The following is a 17104-nucleotide window of genomic DNA, read 5'->3' as shown; positions in this document are numbered from 1 at the left end:
CCAGATAATAAGAAGCAGATTCATCTGCGAAGCTCGCGCAAGCTGCGCAGACAACTGTGATTTAAATCATTATTTTTTCAGCAGCATGTTGGCAAAATTCGCATCGGTAATAGCCACAGCTATTCTAGGTCCTTTGCCGATCGCATAGCCCAGCTCATTGCGCGTCAACAGCTCAATGACCTGCACGCCTGCCATCTCTGCCAGGAAATAAATTTCCTTTTTTGAATTAGGGGCAGCATCTTGTGCCAAAACAAGTACCTTGACCTTGCCGCTTTTTAAGGCAGCACGCACAGCTACATCACCGGAAGCGGTTTTGCCGGCTTTTTGCGCCAACCCTAAAGCAAAAGCAACATTATTGCCTGCCATGCTCGAAATCCTCCAGCAGCTGCTTGAGTACATCCTCGCCGATAGGTCTCTCCAAAGCGCGCTCCAGACGTTTCTCCTTTACGGCCTTGGTAATGCATTCCTTATCGGGGCAGACATATGCGCCGCGTCCGTTCTTCTTGCCGGTGAGGTCAAGGCTGACCTCGCCCTCAGGTGAACGTACAACGCGCAGCAGAGCCTTTTTATCCTTCATTTCATTGCAGCCTAAGCATTTACGCTGCGGAACTTTTTTAACCTTCATCATGCTTCTTCCACGGGAGCAGGCTCAACAGCAGCCTCTTCGGCAGCCTGAGTTTCGCTCTTAATATCAATTTTCCAGCCGGTCAGCTTAGCAGCCAGGCGGGCATTTTGGCCTTCCTTGCCGATAGCCAGGGACAGCTGGTAATCAGGTACGACAACGCGGCAGATTTTGTCTGCTTCGTTAACGTTTGTCTTGACAACCTTTGCCGGGCTCAGAGCATTGGCAACATATTGTGCCGGATCTTCACTGTATTTTACAATATCAATCTTTTCACCGCGCAGCTCGTTAACGATAGTCTGTACGCGCATGCCCTTGTGGCCTACGCAGGCACCTACCGGATCAACATTGCTGTCAGCGGTATATACGGAAATCTTGGAGCGCATACCGGGCTCGCGGGCAACGGATTTGATTTCAACAACGCCGTCATGGATTTCCGGAACCTCCAGCTCAAACAGGCGCTTCAGCAGGCCGGGATGAGTACGGGAAACCATAATCTGCGGTCCCTTGTTGGTGCGCTTAACCTCAACAATATAGGTTTTCATACGCTCATGGTATTGGTAGATTTCACCGGGAATCTGCTCGTTCGGAGTCAGCACGGCTTCAACCTTGCCCAAATCGATATAAACGTTTTGGTTTTCCATGCGCTCGATAATACCGGTAACGATATCATTGGCACGGCTTTGGAAGCGTTCATATACCTGTCCGCGCTCTGCCTCACGGATACGCTGTACAACAAACTGCTTAGCGTTTTGGGCAGCAATACGGCCGAAGTTTTTCGGAGTAACCTCAACCTCTACGATATCGCCTGCAAGATACTGCGGGTTGATTGCCTGAGCATCCTCCAGAGTCATTTCGTTAATGCCGTCAGCCTCGCCTTCAACTACAGTGCGCTGAGCATATACATGGATTTCACCGGTTTCTTTATTCATTTCAACACGGACATTCTGGTTTGTGCCGGTGTTCTTCTTGTAAGCAGCAACCAAAGCGTCATCAACAGCCTGGAACAAAAGCTCGGGGTCAATACCCTTTTCCTTTCCTAATTCCTGGATTGCTGAGATAAAATCTGCGTTCACTTAATAAGCCTCCTATTTCTTAAATTAAAAGTCTATATGCGGTCTGATATTCGCAATCAGCCTACGTTCAATGCGGTCAGGATTTTTGAATTCCTTGCCTTTAATAATCTTTTTAACCTGTACAGCTTCGTCATCATGTGCTACCAGAATACCGGTCAGATTTTTCATTCCCTCCCACGGAGTATAGAACATAATGTCAACCTTGGTGCCGTAGGCAGCTTCAAAGTCCTTGTCCTTCTTCAGCGGACGGTCAATGCCCGGAGAAGAAACCTCCAAAAAGTATTTGTCGGGAATAGGATCCTCTGCATCCAGAATCTCCGTCAGCTTTTCGCTCACCATCTGGCAGTCATCAATTTCAACTCCACCAGGCTTATCGAGAAAAATCCGTAGGTACCAGTCCTTTTCACGCACATATTCTACATCAACCAGAGTAAGTCCGGTATCCTGCAGAAGGGGGTCTACCATTGCGGTAATCAGTGCTTCAACTTCTTTTGCCTGCATCATTTTCACCTCCATATTAAGTTTTTCTTTCTGTATTAACCTTGCGGCCAACACCTGCCTCTGCCGCAAATGCGTCAGAAACATCATAATAAGCGGAAAGAGCGGGCTTTAAACCCACTCTTTCACAAGTCATACTTATTTTGGCTATTCTTATTATAGCATCTGTTGACAAGTCTTGCAAGTAGCTTACGCTATATCTAGTTATTATATGTTAAATTTTATACAGAAAAATGCTAAATCTGCCACGTAAAATGTATACACTATGCTTTCCCTTGTCAGTGGCAAAAATATCTGCTACAGTAATATAGTAAACAGATAGAGATTGTGGAAAAAGTGTCAGTTTGGACAAGGGCGCTTTATCGACAAGCTTTTTATGAAAGGTGGTATTTTTTATGTCCTATAATTTTGATGCTGCTGTTTCTCCCTTTATTAAAGCACTGCCTCCCTCCGGTCTGGCAAAGTTTCTTGATATTATGGCCGCTAACCCCAACATCGTGCCTCTCAGTGTAGGCGAACCCGATTTTGATATTCCGCAGGCTGTCAAGGATGCCGAAATCAACAGCATCTGCGAAGGCAAAAGCTGCTACACTCCTACGCTCGGCCTTTTGGAGCTGCGCGAGGCAATTGCGGATGATATCCATAAAAACTACGGCGTTAAATACGATCCTAAAACCGAAATCATGGTAACCGTCGGTGTCAGCGAAGCACTGTACACCACTATTACTACCATTATGCATCCCGGTGACGAAATTATTCTTCCCGAGCCCTGTTACGTTGCCAACAAGGTCTGCGTTATTCTGGCAGGCGGCAAGCCCGTTTCCGTAGAAACTTATCAGGAAAACGGCTTTGTGCCCACCATTGAAGATCTGGAAAAGGCTGTTACGCCCAAGACCAAAGCTATTATGCTTGGTTATCCCAATAACCCGACCGGCGCTATTATGAGCAAGGAGCAGATTAAGGCTATCGGTGATTGGGCTGTAAAGCATGACCTGATTGTCATCAGCGACGAGCTTTATGCTCATCTTACCTATGGTGGCAAAACGCACACCATGTTCACCTCCTTCCCAGAATTCCGCGACCGCACCATCATTTTCAACGGCTTCTCCAAAGCCTACGCTATGACAGGCCTACGTCTTGGCTATATCATGGCACCGGCAGCAATCATCAACGCTATGAACATCCTGCATCAGTATGTTGTGCTCTGCCCCAACGTTACAGCACAGTACGGCGCGATTGCGGCACTGAAATACTGCCGTCAGGACGTTGACAATATGGTTGCCGAATACAGCCGCCGCCGTCAGATTATGATTGACGGCTTCCACAAGATGGGTTTGCCGCTGTATGAGCCCGAAGGCGCCTTCTATGTTTTCCCCTGCATCAAGGAAACCGGCCTTTCCAGCATGGAATTTGTTGAAAAGCTGCTGGAGGAGCAGGAAGTTCTCGTAATCCCCGGCAACATCTTCGGTGCCGGCGGCGAAGGCTATATCCGCTGCTCCTATGCTTACAGCGAAGAAATCCTGCATAAGGCGCTGGAGCGCATCGCCCTCTTCGTAACGAAATACAGAAATCTGAACAAAGCGAAATAACTGTTATGCTGGCTCCTTATTAGACAAGCTGATTTGCTGAGGAGTATAATATAAACAGCTAATAAAATATTAGCCGATGATTTTGGTATTTATCTAATCCCTTCCACTTCGTCTCACTCCTTCCGTGAGACACAAGGCAGAAAAAAACACGGTGCATAATGCCCGTGTTTTTTTCTTTTGCATCGGTATAATCATCTTCTTAAACTCGATATTTCTCCCGGAAAATTAAAGCTGCCAGCCCCGGCCTAAACCGGAGACGGCAGCTTTTTGCATAAAAGCATCTGCGTATAATTTTTATCTTAAGTTAAAGCTTACCGCACGCGTAACGCGACAGCGTGCGTTCTGACCGTACTTATCTTTGGCAGGACTGAAACGCCATTTGTTGACCGCAGTTACAACGCTGCTATCCATAGCGCTGTTGCCGGAGGAACCGACTACCGTTACATCCTCTACACTGCCGTCGGCACCTACCAGAATACGTACCGTTACCACACCGGTAGCACCGCTGTTGCGTGCGGACGCAGGATATACAGGCGCAACCTCGCGCAGCAGGCGTGGCGGTTTTACCGGCACACCGCGGCCTTCGCCGCTGCCGCTACCATTACCACTGCCGCTGCCACTGCCTGTTCCGCTGTCCGTACCTGTGCCTGTACCGTTACCGGTAGGATTACCGGCAGTAGCCTTCGGTCCGGGGGCTGCAGTCGCCTTTTTCCTGACAACTTTCTTTTGCGGTTTAGGCTTCAGCTTTTGGTCAATAATATCCTCCAGACTTTGGATGACAGGCTCTTCCTGCTGCTCCTCCTGTTCGATTTCTTCCTCCTGAGCTTCAGCGCCGCCACCGCCGCTCTCCAGCGAAACCTCCAAAATTTCCGGAGGCGTATGCACAAAGCGGTAGCCGAAAATGCCAAGGCCGGCGGCAAGAACAAGATGCACAGCCAGAGCTACGGCAAAGCCCTTGCCAAATCGCTTTTGTTCATCCTTCATTTGCTCTCACCTGTATCCGTAGCCAAACCGAAGCGTGTGACACCTGCTCCCTTCATTTTATCCATCAGCTGGATAATAGTTTTATAGGGAGCTTCGTCCTCCGCTCTGATAATAACCGAGAAGGAGGAATCATGCTTGCTTTCAATCGCAGCATTCTGAACCAGCATATCCATCTCGATTTTATTTTCATCAAGATAAAGGCTGCCGTCCTTTTTGATTGTTACATTAAAGTTACTCTTGCTGACATTCTCCGAATGCTTAGCAATCGGCAGGCGGATAGGAATCGTCTTGACCTCGCTCATATACATAGTGCTGACAATGAAAAATACCAGCAACAGGAAAATCATGTCAATCATCGGACTGAGCATTATCGACGGTGGAGTAAGCTCTCTTTTACGACGTCTGCGCATTTTTCAACACCGCCCCTCATTTGCTCTGCTCGTTAGCTTTGAAAATATCAACCAGTGTATCCGCTACTTCGTTGATATTCAGAGTTTCGGTTTTGATTTTACTTGTAAGATAAGCATGGATACACATACCCATAATAGCAATGCACAGGCCGAAAACGGTAGTAATCAGCGCTTCGCCGATACCTGCGGTAACAGCCATCGGGTTCTGAGTTCTTTCGTTCAAAGCATTAAAAGAAGAAATCATACCGGTAATCGTACCGAGCAGACCGAGCATCGGTGAAAGGCCGATAACAACGCTCAGATAGTTGATATTCTTTTCCAGGCTGTCGATGATGCGGTCAGCTTTGGTATAGACAATAGTTTCCAGACGCTGTCCGAGGTCACCCTTAATATCCAGAATCTCCTTAGCCATGGCAGCAGCCTCGCCCTTGCTCTGCTCTGCCAGCTCACTGGCGCCAACCAGATTAAAGTCATTCATCATGCGGCAGAAGCTGCTCGCGAACTTTTCTCCGGAAATAGCCTTCTTATAGAAAAGATATCGTTCCACACCAATAGCAATAGCGGCAAAGGAACACATCAGCAGCGGCCACATGCAGGGACCACCCTTAACAAAATAATCAACAGCTCCGGCAAAAATACTCATACTTAAACCTTCTTTCAAAAAAATAACGCTGCAATTTTTTTGCGGCAAATCGCAAGCTCATCATCCGCCTATACACAGCGGAAGGAAGTTGGCAAAGCCTCCATATCTGATACTTGTTGCTATTTACTAGATGTTTATATTATAGCCTCTTTACTAATCTGCGTCAAGAAAATACAAACTATATAAACAAAGGCAGTACAAGGAAAATTCCCCGTACTGCCACAAGGTACTGCCACAAGCTTTATGTTATTTGAAATACTTGGCGAAGGCCTGCGCCGCCGCCAACTGCACCTCTGCATTGAAGGCTGTATACCGCTCAAGCAGCAGGCGTCCCTCCGGCGTCAGCACACTGCTGCCACCGCTTTTACCGCCTGCCGTGCTGCTGACCAGCGCAAAGCCCAGGTCTGCCTCCGCACGCCGCAGAATCTTCCACGCCTTGCTGGCCGACATACCCATAGCCTTGTAGGCAGCACTCAGCGAACCGGTGGCCTCAATGCGCTGCAAAAGCTCCGCTACGCCCTTGCCGAAATCAATGCTTTCGTTATACACGCGCACCTTCACATGATAATGCTGCGGCTCTGCATAGGTCATTTTACCACCCCTTGCCAAAACCGCAGGCAGGATAGGTGCACACAGCGCAGTTCAGGCACAAACCGCCTTCGCCCAAGGCCGCCAGCTCGTCGGCAGTGACAAGGTCACAGGCCAGCACGCGCGGAAGCACCAGGTCGAAAATCGTGCGCTTAGCGTACATTACGCAGCCCGGCAAGCCCATAACAGGCACCTGCTTTTCACCGTAGTAGGATAGCAAAAACATGGCGCCCGGAAGCACCGGTGCGCCATAGGAAACAATGCGTGCGCCGGTATTTTTGATTGCGAGCGGTGTGCGGTCATCCGGGTCAACGCTCATGCCGCCGGTGCAAAGCACCATTTCCGCGCCCTTTTCCTCAATCGCAGTTTTAATCGCAGCGGCAATCTGCTCCGGTTTGTCATCCAGCACCTGCTTATAAACTAACTCCACATTGAACTCAGCCAGTTTTTCCTCCAGCACGGGGGTAAAGGTATCCTTAATGCGTCCGTGGAAAACCTCACTGCCGGTCGCCAGCACGGCAGCCTTTTTGATTTTATACGGCAAAAGCTGCAGCAGCGGTTCATCACCGCACAGCTCACGCACACGCTGCATCTTTTCCTTTTCGATAACCAGCGGAATAATGCGCGTACCGCAGAGCTTGTCGCCCTTCTTCACCGGCGTATTGCCGTGACGCGTCGCAATCATCATCTGTCCGAAGCTGTTCACCAGGCGCAGACGCGCGCCGTCTACCTTGAACAGACCGTCAGCAGCGGCGGCAAGCTCAATCTTGCCCTCTTTCACAGGCGATTCATCCATCATAGTGTTTTTACAGATGTCGCACAAAATGCGTGCGGCATCATTTTCATGCAGCATGTTTTCGTCGGCTTCCCACACATATAAATGCTCCTTACCGATGGAAAGCAGCACCGGAATATCCTCTGGCTGCACCACATGCCCCTTGCGGAATACGGCATCCTTCGTAACGCCCTTGATAATCTGTGTCAGGTCATGGCAGAGAACACTGCCGACCGCATCTTCAGTACGAATTAATTTCATGCTTATCTACCTCTTATTTAGCCTGCGCAAAGCCGTAGGCGGCAAAAATCTTCATAGCTTCTTCTGTCTGCAGGAAGGCCGCAAAATCCTTAGCAGCCTCAGCCTGCGGAGCCTTCGCCAACACGCCGATAGGATAAATTACCGGCTTCTTTAAGGAGCCTGCCGGAGCTTCGGCAACAACAGTAACCTTATCCTTCATGAGTGCTGCATCAGTAGCGTAAACAAGGCCTGCATCGGCACTGCCTTCGGCAACCCAGTTCAGCACTTGTGTTACGTTAGTACCAAGGCTTACTTTGGACTGAATCGCATCCCACTGGTCCAGCTTGGACAGTGCTTCTTTAGCATATTGGCCTGCAGGAACGCTGGCAGGATCGCCGATTGCAGGATGCTTAGCCTTGCTGAAATCATTAAAGCCTTTGATTTCGCTGCCGCTTTTAGGCACAATCAGCACCAGCCTGTTTTCCAGCAGCGGCTTCACCGTGCTCTTATCCATATAGCCCTTGTCGCTCAGTGCGTTCATCTGCTTGTTGGCCGCAGAAATAAATACGTCAGCTGCCAGGCCGCTTTCAATTTGTGCCTGCAGCTTGCCGCTGGCATCATATACGCCCTCGATTTTGATTTCCGGATGTTTTTGCTGATACAACGGAATAAGCTTTTGCGTAAAGACCTTTTCCATGCTGGCAGCAGCTACCAGACGCAGTGTTTTGCCTGCCTGCGGAGCAGCAGCCTGCTTATCACCGCCGCCGCAGCCTGCAGCCATAACAGCTAACATCAAAGAAAATACTAAGCATAAGAGTTTTTTCATTTTACTCCCCCTGTTGTTGTTTTGTTTTATATAAGTAGACATTAAGACCGATAACTACCAAAAGGCAGATGCCCACAATTACGGCCACATACCAGCCTGCGGCATCCCAATCGCCTGCCGCTACGGCAGAATAAACTGCCAGCGGCAGTGTGCGTGTACGTCCTGCGATATTGCCGGCAATCATCGCCGTGGCACCGAACTCGCCCAGACCGCGGGCAAAGGCAAGCAGACCACCTGCGATAATACCGGGCAGCGCATTAGGCAGATGAATACGCCAAAAGATACGCCATTCCGTCATGCCAAGCGAACGCGCCGCCTCCAGCATGCCCTTGTCAACCTGCGACAAGGCACCGCGCGCACTGCGGTACATGAGCGGCAGCGAAATTACCGCTGCTGCCAGCACTGTTGCCAACCAGCTGAAGGCTATTTTTATACCTGTCATCTGATAAATAAGCTGGCCCAAAAAGCGGTTGTTGCCAAAAAAATACAGTAAAAAGAAGCCTGCTACCGTAGGTGGCAGCACCATCGGCAGTGTTATTACAGCGTCGGCAAAAATCTTCAGGCTTTGGCTCTGCAGCCGTTCCACCCACCAGGCAATAATTACGCCGATAAAGAAAACTATGACGATTGTTGCTGCCGCAGTGCGCAGCGAAATCCACAGCGGTGACCAGTCTATTGCGCTCATTTTCTTGCACAGTCATGGGCGCTGCCCTTCAGGATACGCAGTCCATGCTCCAGCTGCGGCAAAACGATTGCCAGCGCTTCCTCCACCGCTTTGGTGCTTCCGGGAAGATTCACAATCAGCGTCTGTCCGCGCACTACGCTCACGCCGCGGCTCAGCATTGCCCGCCGCGTAATCTTCAGCGATTCCGCACGGATGGTCTCCGCGATACCGGGCACATTGCGTGTAGCCACCGCCATTGTTGCCTCCGGTGTAACATCGCGCAGTGAGAGGCCCGTGCCGCCTGTGGTGATAATCAGATCCACCTGTCTGCTGTCCGCAAGACGCATCAGCTCACGTTCTATTTTCTTCTGCGCATCGGGAAGCAAAACCTGCTCTACAATTTCGTAGCCTGCTTCCGCCAATAGCTCTGCTGCCCTAGGCCCGCTGGTATCAACACGCTCACCCGCGGCACCCTTATCTGAAAGTGTCATTACCGCCGCACGCAAGGGTGCGTCGGCTGCTGGCAGCGTCACTTCCAGCTCCATGCCACTGCGCAGAACGCCGCCATGCTCTACCGTAGCAAAAACGCCCTCACGTGGCATAATGCAGTCGCCCACACGTGCAAAAATCGTGCAATGGCTGTGGCATTCCTTGCCAATCTGCGTCAGCTTCATCACTACTTCACCGCTGCGCATGATGCTGCCTACCAGCAGCTTTTTGAAGTCGATGCCGCTTACCAAAATATTTTCACCGAAGGCACCGATAGCGGCATCACCGCCGCGCGCATTGAATTCATCCACCTTTTCCGCACTCAGCAAACTCACCTGACGATGCCATTTGCCGGCGTGAGCATCACCCTCGATGCCGAAATTTTCTTTGAGGACAATCTCATTCACAGGATGCTTTTCCGTACCCTTCTTTTCGCTGATACACACAGCCTTGATTATGCCTCTGATGCTTGCTTCCATACAAAATCACCACTCTTTCCGCCTGCTTTGCTCAGCAGATGCACATCTGTAATCACCATCGCCTTATCCACGGCCTTGCACATATCGTAAATCGTCAGCAAGGCAATCTGCACGCCTGTCAGCGCCTCCATCTCCACGCCTGTCTTGCCCGTAGTCTTGACCAGGCACTGTGTCTGTACAGCGTAGCTGCCGTTTTCCGCCAACAGCTCAAAATCTACCGTGCACTTCGTCAGCTGCAGCAGATGGCACAGCGGAATTAGCTCACTGGTGCGCTTGGCTGCCATAATTCCGGCAACACGTGCTACGCCCAGCACATCACCCTTATCCATACTGCCGGCAACAATCTTTTCATATATTTCTCTGCTTACGCAGATTTTCCCCTGCGCCACTGCAACCCTCGCGGTGTCAGCCTTGTCGCTGACATCCACCATCAGAGCATTGCCCGCAGCATCAAAATGTGTAAATTCACTCATTGTCTGCTCCTTCAAAGCCTGTATTTATCCGCCAATCTGGCTCATATTAAAGCGCGCTGCTTTTACATCAAAGCTGTGTCCCGCAGGCTTGGCGTAAATAATCTCCTGCATAGCCTGCAGCAAATCCGCATCACTTGCGCCGTCACGCAGCAAGTGCTTCAGGTTCATGCCCGCGTCACTGTAAAGACAGGGCTTCAGCATGCCTACGGATGTAAGACGCACCCTGTTACAGACAGCGCAGAATTTATTGTGCAGCGGTTCGATAAAGCCCACCGGCATTGCATAACCGCTAATGCGCCAGTAGCTTGCAGGACCGTTGCCGTAGCGCTGCGCATCGGGCTGCAGCTGTAAACCTGCCTGCTCCAGCAGACTGCGGATTTCGTTGCCGCTCACTCCTCGCAGATTAGCGTTGCAGTCCAGCGGCATCAGCTCAATAAAGCGCAGTGGTGCGTTATACCTGTGCGCCAGCTTTAGCAACTGCATAATATCGGCCGGACCGTTTTCTGCAAGGGGCACACAGTTCAGCTTGAACGGTATCCCTGCAGACTGCAGCTCCTGCAATGCCTGCAGAACGCTGTCCAGGCTGCCGCCGGTAAGCTCTGTATAATACGCTGCATCCAGCGTGTCCAGGCTCACGTTGATGCTGTCCACACCTGCCGCGATAAGCGCAGGCAGCTGATTTGACAGCAACGTGCCGTTCGTTGTCAGCGTCACCTGCTCCGCGCCCTCCAGCTGCTTCAGGTTGGCAATAAAATCACTGCAGCCCTTGCGCAGCAAAGGCTCGCCGCCGGTGATTTTGAATTTGCGGATGCCAAGCTGCAGCGCAGCGCGGCAAATGCGCAAAAGCTCTTCGTAGCGCAATATTTCATTATGCGTCACATGCTCACTCACCTCCGGCTGACAATAGCGGCAATGCAGGTTGCAGCGGTCGGTAAGGGATATGCGCAGATAATCTATTTTACGGTTGTATTGGTCGTGCATGATTGTAGTCCTTTTTTACGTGAATTGAAATTAGTAAAAAGCTGTTAGTTTCTCGCCTGCCCCTTGGAGAAGGTGCTGAACACAGTGAGGTGAAAGGTGGTTATGTGCGTCGCAATTAAATATCATTTCGCTCAGAAAAAATTTTCCTGTGCCATAGGGCACAACGCAAATTTCGTGTGGAAACAGGACGAAGTGCCGCAAAACTCGCGCTATGCAAATAAATTATACTAAAGTAGTTGGCTTAGCGCTCAAACAGTTGCGACACTTCTATGGTGCCAGACACTCATTTGCTAAAATTTTTATTCGCTACACGATATATTAATTGCTCGTTAAGGCTTTGAGCTAACCTGTTTGTGTTCTGCTGTCCTTCTTGCCTGCCCCTTGCACTCTTCGAGTATAACACGACCAGCATTTTTCATTTTATGAAAAATTGGTCTTAGTATAGGGAAGGTGCCGAACGCAGTGAGACGGAAGGGGGCTGTCCCCAGCGTCATTCTCACCCGAGAATAACGCTTGCCAAAACAAATGTGGTTTTGCAACCACATTTGTTTTCAGCTTATTAAAATCTTATTCTTCGTCAACGCCCATAGCAATTTTTTCCGGGGTAATCGGCAAAGTCATAAAGCGTTTGCCGGTTGCCTGATAAATTGCGTCGGCAATCGCCGGAGCAGGTGTATTGATTACCAGCTCGCCAACGGATTTGGCACCGAAGGGACCGCTTTCCTCATAGCTGCTGACAAAGTCAACATAGATATGACCGATATCCTCACGGCAGGGAACCTTGTACTGCATGAAAGAGTTTTCGTAAATACGACCTTTAGGACTGTAGGTTACGTTTTCCATCAGCGCCATGCCGATACCCTGCAGAATGCCGCCTTCGGTCTGCACCTTCGCCAGATGCGGATTAACCGGAGTACCGCAGTCAACAGATGCGTAGAAATTCACTACCTGCGCTTCGCCTGTCAGCAGGTCGGTTTCAACCTCAGCCACACCGGCCATAAACGGCGGCGGGGACAGCACACTGTTCTGCTCCACGGTTTCTTCCAGAGCGATATCGTTATTCACCATAGAAGCAGTGGCGATATCAAAGAGGCTTACAGCCTTGTCGCTGACAGTATCACGCACCTCGCGTCCGTCAAAAACAACCTGGTCCGTGCCGCATTCCAGCAGGCGTGCGCCCAGCTGGCAAATCTTACCGCGCAAACGTTGTGCGCAGATTTCTACGGCCTTACCTGTAATATATGTTGTACTTGATGCGTAGGAACCGGAGTCATAGGGAGAAGCATCGGTATCCGCACCGAATACGGTAATGTTATCGTAATCACATTCCAGAACCTCTGCTGCCATCTGTGCCAGAACGGTATCGCAGCCGGTGCCCATATCGGCAGCACCGATCAGCAGTGTGTAATGTCCCTCGTCGTTAATTTTGAGGGTAGCACCGCCGACGTCGCAGTAAGGAATGGAGCTGCCCTGCATCGCAATAGCCACGCCCATTGTGCGTACCTTGCCGTCAGGCAGCTGCTGCAGCGGGAACTTCTGCTCCCAGCCGCTCATCTCGCGTACCTGCTCCAGGCAGCGGTCCAACGCGCAGCTTGTGTTGGGCGCACCGTAATAAGCAGGCATAATATCGCCCTCACGCGTAATATTCATCTCACGCAGCTTAATCGGGTCCATCTTCAGGCGTGCTGCCAGCTCGTTCACAGCGGATTCTACGGCAAAGATGCCCTGAGGAGCACCGTACCCGCGGTATGCGCCTGCAGCCTGCAGGTTGGTGTAAACTACGTCAAAGCCGAAGCGGAAGGCCTCGGTACGGTACAGAGGAATAGACTTGTGACCGGAAAGGCCGACGGTCGTAGGACCGTGCTCGCCGTAAGCACCGGTATTGGAAAGAGTATATAAATCAATCGCGCGGATTTTGCCTTCTTTGGTAGCGCCCAGACGCACGCGCACCTCCATCTCATGGCGCGGGCTGGAAGCTATATGACATTCGTAACGCGAGAAAATCATCTTACTAGGCTTTTTTGTTTTCCAGGTAACAAAAGCCGGATACATTTCGCTGACACAGCTCTGCTTAGCGCCGAAGCCGCCACCTACACGCGGTTTAACTACGCGTACCATAGTTTTGGGGATATGCAACGCGTTGGCAATAATGCGGCGGCAGTGGAAAACTATCTGCGTAGAGCTAAGGACATTCAAACGGCCGTAGGTATCAATGGAGCAATAGGTTACGAAAGGCTCCATCATATCCTGCTGCACAGCCTTGGTATGAGTTGTCTGGTCGATAACAACATCGCATTCCGCCAGAATCTTATCAACCTCGCCATCCTCGATAACCTCATGGGCACACAGGTTGCGCTTATTATCGGCGCCAACCGGGCAGTGAGCCTTCCAGGTATCCTCGGGATGCACGAGCACAGGGTTATCCAGCGCAGTACGGAAGTCAAGCACTGCGTCCAGCAGCTGATATTTTACTTTAATCAAAGACAGCGCCTTATCGACAGCCTTTTCCGTTTTGCCGGCAACAATCGCCACAATGTCACCCACAAAGCGTACATGACGGTCGAGCAGCAGACGGTCATAAGGACTCGGTTCGGGATAGGTCTGGCCTGCATAGGTGCAGCGCTCGCCGTCCTGGTCCACGTCCTCCCAGGTATAAATTGCTTCGATGTCAGGCACCTTGGCTGCAATCGCGGTGTTGATGCTTTCAATAATAGCATTCGCATGCGGAGAACGCAGCACCTTGACAAGCAGGCAGTCGTTCGGCACCAGGTCATCGGTGTAGACAGGCTGGCCTGTCACCAGCTGCATAGCATCCTTTTTGCGGTAGGATTGGTTAACTATTTTCATCTGCAGCTCCCCTCCTTATGCCTGCGCCTGAGCTTTTTTCCAGGCGATGAAATTCTGAATTCCGCGCAGCTGTCCCTCATAGCCGGAACAACGGCACAGGTTGCCTGCCAAAAATTCCTTGATTTCTTCTTCCGTAGGCTCGCTGTTTTCACGCAGCAGCGCGATAGCGTTCATAATCATGCCGGGGTTGCAGAAGCCGCACTGCTCCGCGCCCTGGTCGGCAATAAAGGCACCGAATTCCGCTGCCTCCTGCTGCATTCCTTCCATAGTCACAATGCTGTGGCCTGCGGCACGCGCTGCCAGGATAGCACAGGAAAGCACCGGCTTATTATCCATAAATACAGTGCACAAACCACAGTTGGTAGTGTCACAGCCGCGCTTCACGCTGTAGCAGCCTTCCTTGCGCAGAAAATCGAGTAAAACTGTATCAGCCTCCACCATACGGGTCAGCTTTTTGCCATTTAAGGTTAAGGTTATCTCCATCAGGCCTTACCTCCCAGTTCTGTTAAACATCTTGCTGTCAGCACCTTAATCAGGTGTGTACGATACGCAGCACTGCCGCGCGGATTGGTTTCCGTCGGCAGTAAGCCTGCAGCATATTCCGCAAAGGCCTGCGCCTTCTCGGCAGTCATAGGCAGAGTTGCGAGCTGCTCTGCATCCTTCACCAGTGCAGCCTTCGCCGGACGTGCGCCCACTGCAGCCTGCACGCCTTCCTGCGTCAACGCCGCCGCGCAGGTCAGCACCGGAAAGTCGGTTTTGCTGATGCGCACGGATTTATAGCTGTAATGCGCTGCTGTCTTTTTAACAATAACGCGCACCAGAATATCTCTGTCATACGGCATATTCACAAAATCTGCCACCGGCACAATACCGCCCTTGTATAATTCCACATAGCTGTCCATCACCAAAAGCAAGGTCAGCACATCCGAAAATCCGAAGCGTCCGAACACACTGCCGCCGACGGTAGCAAGATTGCGGAACTGCACACCTACAATATGGCGCAGCGCCTCCTTATTTGCTCCCTCACTGTAGGCAGTAAAGCCTTCATGCAGCTCCAGTTGGCGCAAGCTCACCATCGCACCGATGCGGAATTCCGTTTCTGTTTCCTCTATTGTATCCAGGCCTAAAGCCGACAAATCAATAGCTGTCTGCACATTGCTCTTGCTCAGGCGCATCCACAGCATACCGCCAAGCAAGCGGTTAGGGCGCTTCTGGTTCAGCTGCCACGCCTCCTCCAGAGTTGTTGCCTGCTTATATTCACGAATTGTCAACATATACTGCCCTCCTGTTCTTTTTTTATTGCATACTTATTCCATTATATTTTACCATATTTTTTCTATACTTGAAAAGAGAAAAAATGCACATTGGCTCATAAGTTACATTCTTCTACGGCATAAGAAAAAATGGATGCCTCTCTGTAAAGCAAGAGAAGCATCCATAATTATTATTAAAAATTCTAAGCAGGCTTATTTGCCTTTTTTAGCACCCTGACGGCGGTTACTGCCGGTTTTGGGAGCCTTGCGCTTATCAACAACGGAATTGCGTCCGCGCTTAGGTCCTGCGGACTTTTTCTTTTTGGCAGCCACAGCGACGCGGCGTGCCACAACACCACCCTCCAGATTTTGGCGTTCCATCAAAATACCCAGCTTGGTTTCGATATTACGCAGCCATTTAACCTCGTCGGCAGTATAAAGCGTAATTGCTTCGCCCTCATTGCCTGCACGGCCTGTACGGCCGATGCGGTGAACATACCAGTCGACATCATGCGGAATATCGTAGTTTACAACATGGGTTACACCCTCAACGTCCAAACCGCGGGCAGCCAGGTCGCTGGCAACCAGAATCTGAATCTTAGCATCACGGAAGGCCTTCATAACAGTTTTGCGCTTTGCAGGAGACATTTCGCCATGCAGCACATCAACGTTATAGCCCTGCATGCCCAGCCAGTCGCCCAACTCCTTAGTGCGCTCCTTGCTCATGCAGAAAACAATCATCAGATACGGGTTCAGGCGGTCAATGAGCGCTGCCACAGCCTTATTCTTGTATTCATCGGTTGTTTTCAGGCAAACCTGTTTAATTTTCTCAACTGTAGCCTGATCCGGGTTGATATCAATGAGCGCGCAGTTTTTCGTCAGCTTGCGTCCCAGCTTGCGCACTTCTTCCGACAGAGTTGCGGAGCAAAGCATCGTCTGATGCTCCGGCGCGGTCATAGCAATCAGCTCCAGCGCTTCATCCATAAAGCCCTGCTGCAGCATTTCGTCAACCTCGTCCAGTACCAGATAGCGCACACCGCCAAGGTCGGTGTTGCCCTTGCGGATGTGGTCCAAAAGACGGCCGGGAGTACCGATCAGCACATGGCTGCGTCCCTCCAGCTTATATTTTTGCGTTTCGAAATCGCGTCCGCCGGTAACAGCCAGCACTTTGATATCGCTTTCGCCCAGGATTTTTTTCATTTCGGTGGCAATCTGCTGCGCCAGCTCGCGCGTAGGCGTAATTACCAAAGCCTGCACATAGCTTTTGGCAGTATCGATTTTTTCTGCCAGCGGCACTAAGAACGCCAGTGTTTTGCCAGTGCCTGTCTGCGCACGGGCGATTACATCACGTCCGGCAAACAGCGCCGGTATAGCCTGCTCCTGTACCGGCATCGGCTTTTTAATGCCCATTTTCTGAAGCTGCTCTACGGTGTGGGCACAAACCTTTAAGGCTGCAAATCCATTTGTCATTTCACATTCCTCTTTTCCTCTAAAATTTATCTTCTGACCATAAGGTCTTTTTTCTCTATAACTTTAGTATTATATCATAGATTGGGCAGGAACGGAAAGATGCAGGCAAATTTTTCTGTTGCATATGATTGCTATAGCCTGAAAACTATCTCTGATTTTTATAATTAAGCATATAAAATTGCTTGGCCAAACAAATT

General features: G+C 50.5%; 19 protein-coding genes. 1 reads left to right on the top strand and 18 read right to left on the bottom strand.

All coding sequences use genetic code 11. The annotated features are described in order from the left end of the window. Positions 1–69: 69 nt before the first annotated feature. From HMPREF9443_RS04075 to HMPREF9443_RS04060, 4 genes are read right to left on the bottom strand one after another with little or no spacing between them, the layout of a single operon-like run. Positions 70–366 (bottom strand): L7Ae/L30e/S12e/Gadd45 family ribosomal protein, encoded by a 297-nt coding sequence (locus HMPREF9443_RS04075; protein WP_009145248.1) that lies wholly within the window; start codon positions 364–366, stop codon positions 70–72. Then, positions 353–625 (bottom strand): RNase P modulator RnpM, encoded by a 273-nt coding sequence (gene rnpM, locus HMPREF9443_RS04070; protein WP_040565027.1) that lies wholly within the window; start codon positions 623–625, stop codon positions 353–355. The genes HMPREF9443_RS04075 and rnpM overlap by 14 nt, the downstream gene beginning before the upstream one ends. Continuing rightward, the gene (nusA, locus tag HMPREF9443_RS04065; protein WP_009145246.1) at positions 625–1698 is read right to left on the bottom strand and encodes a transcription termination factor NusA; all 1074 of its coding nucleotides are present in this window, start codon (positions 1696–1698) and stop codon (positions 625–627) included. The genes rnpM and nusA overlap by 1 nt, the downstream gene beginning before the upstream one ends. 24 nt (positions 1699–1722) lie before the next feature. Continuing rightward, a complete protein-coding gene (locus HMPREF9443_RS04060; protein WP_230197141.1) occupies positions 1723–2202 on the bottom strand; it encodes a ribosome maturation factor RimP in 480 nt (159 codons plus the stop codon). Positions 2203–2591: 389 nt separating this feature from the next. Between HMPREF9443_RS04060 and HMPREF9443_RS04055 the strand changes: the two genes are divergently transcribed. Then, positions 2592–3785: a pyridoxal phosphate-dependent aminotransferase gene (locus HMPREF9443_RS04055; protein ID WP_009145243.1), complete on the top strand. Its 1194-nt coding sequence runs from the start codon at positions 2592–2594 to the stop codon at positions 3783–3785. Positions 3786–4079: 294 nt separating this feature from the next. Here HMPREF9443_RS04055 and HMPREF9443_RS04050 read toward each other — a convergent pair whose 3' ends face one another. The 14 genes from HMPREF9443_RS04050 to HMPREF9443_RS03985 all read right to left on the bottom strand — a co-directional run bounded on the left by HMPREF9443_RS04050 (position 4080) and on the right by HMPREF9443_RS03985 (position 16907). Then, positions 4080–4769 (bottom strand): energy transducer TonB, encoded by a 690-nt coding sequence (locus HMPREF9443_RS04050; protein ID WP_009145242.1) that lies wholly within the window; start codon positions 4767–4769, stop codon positions 4080–4082. After that, on the bottom strand, positions 4766–5179 hold the full coding sequence (locus HMPREF9443_RS04045; protein ID WP_040565019.1) for an ExbD/TolR family protein: 414 nt from the start codon (positions 5177–5179) through the stop codon (positions 4766–4768). The genes HMPREF9443_RS04050 and HMPREF9443_RS04045 overlap by 4 nt, the downstream gene beginning before the upstream one ends. Before the next feature lie 16 nt (positions 5180–5195). Continuing rightward, on the bottom strand, positions 5196–5822 hold the full coding sequence (locus tag HMPREF9443_RS04040) for a MotA/TolQ/ExbB proton channel family protein (RefSeq protein WP_009145240.1): 627 nt from the start codon (positions 5820–5822) through the stop codon (positions 5196–5198). A gap of 246 nt (positions 5823–6068) precedes the next feature. Beyond that, positions 6069–6413 carry a winged helix-turn-helix domain-containing protein gene (locus HMPREF9443_RS04035; protein ID WP_009145239.1) on the bottom strand — a complete coding sequence of 115 codons (345 nt, stop codon included), beginning with the start codon at positions 6411–6413 and terminating at the stop codon, positions 6069–6071. A gap of 1 nt (position 6414) precedes the next feature. After that, entirely contained in the window at positions 6415–7446 is a 1032-nt protein-coding gene (locus tag HMPREF9443_RS04030; protein ID WP_009145238.1) for a molybdopterin-binding protein, read from the bottom strand. A gap of 13 nt (positions 7447–7459) precedes the next feature. Next, a complete protein-coding gene (gene modA / locus HMPREF9443_RS04025; protein ID WP_009145237.1) occupies positions 7460–8251 on the bottom strand; it encodes a molybdate ABC transporter substrate-binding protein in 792 nt (263 codons plus the stop codon). 1 nt (position 8252) lies between these two features. Beyond that, complete coding sequence (gene modB / locus HMPREF9443_RS04020) at positions 8253–8927, bottom strand: molybdate ABC transporter permease subunit (protein WP_040565026.1); 675 nt, start codon at positions 8925–8927, stop codon at positions 8253–8255. 5 nt (positions 8928–8932) lie between these two features. Continuing rightward, the gene (locus HMPREF9443_RS04015; protein ID WP_009145235.1) at positions 8933–9883 is read right to left on the bottom strand and encodes an MOSC domain-containing protein; all 951 of its coding nucleotides are present in this window, start codon (positions 9881–9883) and stop codon (positions 8933–8935) included. Continuing rightward, on the bottom strand, positions 9859–10356 hold the full coding sequence (moaC, locus tag HMPREF9443_RS04010) for a cyclic pyranopterin monophosphate synthase MoaC (RefSeq protein ID WP_009145234.1): 498 nt from the start codon (positions 10354–10356) through the stop codon (positions 9859–9861). Before moaC ends, HMPREF9443_RS04015 begins: the two co-directional genes overlap by 25 nt. A gap of 24 nt (positions 10357–10380) precedes the next feature. Continuing rightward, positions 10381–11337, bottom strand: coding sequence for a GTP 3',8-cyclase MoaA (gene moaA / locus HMPREF9443_RS04005; protein ID WP_009145233.1), 957 nt, complete (start codon positions 11335–11337; stop codon positions 10381–10383). Positions 11338–11904: 567 nt separating this feature from the next. Continuing rightward, positions 11905–14184: a xanthine dehydrogenase family protein molybdopterin-binding subunit gene (locus tag HMPREF9443_RS04000; RefSeq protein ID WP_009145232.1), complete on the bottom strand. Its 2280-nt coding sequence runs from the start codon at positions 14182–14184 to the stop codon at positions 11905–11907. A 15-nt stretch (positions 14185–14199) separates the two neighbouring features. Beyond that, positions 14200–14667 (bottom strand): (2Fe-2S)-binding protein, encoded by a 468-nt coding sequence (locus HMPREF9443_RS03995; RefSeq protein ID WP_009145231.1) that lies wholly within the window; start codon positions 14665–14667, stop codon positions 14200–14202. Next, positions 14667–15458 (bottom strand): FAD binding domain-containing protein, encoded by a 792-nt coding sequence (locus HMPREF9443_RS03990; RefSeq protein WP_009145230.1) that lies wholly within the window; start codon positions 15456–15458, stop codon positions 14667–14669. The genes HMPREF9443_RS03995 and HMPREF9443_RS03990 overlap by 1 nt, the downstream gene beginning before the upstream one ends. A gap of 192 nt (positions 15459–15650) precedes the next feature. Continuing rightward, a complete protein-coding gene (locus HMPREF9443_RS03985) occupies positions 15651–16907 on the bottom strand; it encodes a DEAD/DEAH box helicase (RefSeq protein ID WP_009145229.1) in 1257 nt (418 codons plus the stop codon). Positions 16908–17104: the final 197 nt, after the last annotated feature.

Origin of the sequence: Phascolarctobacterium succinatutens YIT 12067 (genome assembly GCF_000188175.1) — a bacterium.
Lineage (GTDB): Bacteria > Bacillota > Negativicutes > Acidaminococcales > Acidaminococcaceae > Phascolarctobacterium_A > Phascolarctobacterium_A succinatutens.
Note: the sequence above shows the minus strand (reverse complement) of the source record. Positions and strands in the feature narration are given on the sequence as shown.

What these genes read in the sequence shown, in the direction of transcription:
- moaA (WP_009145233.1), bottom strand. Translation starts at nt 11,337, where the DNA reads ATGCACGACCAATACAACCGTAAAATAGATTATCTGCGCATATCCCTT.
- HMPREF9443_RS04035 (WP_009145239.1), bottom strand. Translation starts at nt 6,413, where the DNA reads ATGACCTATGCAGAGCCGCAGCATTATCATGTGAAGGTGCGCGTGTAT.
- rnpM (WP_040565027.1), bottom strand. Translation starts at nt 625, where the DNA reads ATGAAGGTTAAAAAAGTTCCGCAGCGTAAATGCTTAGGCTGCAATGAA.
- moaC (WP_009145234.1), bottom strand. Translation starts at nt 10,356, where the DNA reads ATGAGTGAATTTACACATTTTGATGCTGCGGGCAATGCTCTGATGGTG.
- HMPREF9443_RS04055 (WP_009145243.1), top strand. Translation starts at nt 2,592, where the DNA reads ATGTCCTATAATTTTGATGCTGCTGTTTCTCCCTTTATTAAAGCACTG.
- HMPREF9443_RS04015 (WP_009145235.1), bottom strand. Translation starts at nt 9,883, where the DNA reads ATGGAAGCAAGCATCAGAGGCATAATCAAGGCTGTGTGTATCAGCGAA.
- HMPREF9443_RS04060 (WP_230197141.1), bottom strand. Translation starts at nt 2,202, where the DNA reads ATGATGCAGGCAAAAGAAGTTGAAGCACTGATTACCGCAATGGTAGAC.
- modA (WP_009145237.1), bottom strand. Translation starts at nt 8,251, where the DNA reads ATGAAAAAACTCTTATGCTTAGTATTTTCTTTGATGTTAGCTGTTATG.
- HMPREF9443_RS03990 (WP_009145230.1), bottom strand. Translation starts at nt 15,458, where the DNA reads ATGTTGACAATTCGTGAATATAAGCAGGCAACAACTCTGGAGGAGGCG.
- HMPREF9443_RS04075 (WP_009145248.1), bottom strand. Translation starts at nt 366, where the DNA reads ATGGCAGGCAATAATGTTGCTTTTGCTTTAGGGTTGGCGCAAAAAGCC.
- HMPREF9443_RS04000 (WP_009145232.1), bottom strand. Translation starts at nt 14,184, where the DNA reads ATGAAAATAGTTAACCAATCCTACCGCAAAAAGGATGCTATGCAGCTG.
- HMPREF9443_RS03995 (WP_009145231.1), bottom strand. Translation starts at nt 14,667, where the DNA reads ATGGAGATAACCTTAACCTTAAATGGCAAAAAGCTGACCCGTATGGTG.
- HMPREF9443_RS04045 (WP_040565019.1), bottom strand. Translation starts at nt 5,179, where the DNA reads ATGCGCAGACGTCGTAAAAGAGAGCTTACTCCACCGTCGATAATGCTC.
- HMPREF9443_RS03985 (WP_009145229.1), bottom strand. Translation starts at nt 16,907, where the DNA reads ATGACAAATGGATTTGCAGCCTTAAAGGTTTGTGCCCACACCGTAGAG.
- HMPREF9443_RS04050 (WP_009145242.1), bottom strand. Translation starts at nt 4,769, where the DNA reads ATGAAGGATGAACAAAAGCGATTTGGCAAGGGCTTTGCCGTAGCTCTG.
- HMPREF9443_RS04030 (WP_009145238.1), bottom strand. Translation starts at nt 7,446, where the DNA reads ATGAAATTAATTCGTACTGAAGATGCGGTCGGCAGTGTTCTCTGCCAT.
- HMPREF9443_RS04040 (WP_009145240.1), bottom strand. Translation starts at nt 5,822, where the DNA reads ATGAGTATTTTTGCCGGAGCTGTTGATTATTTTGTTAAGGGTGGTCCC.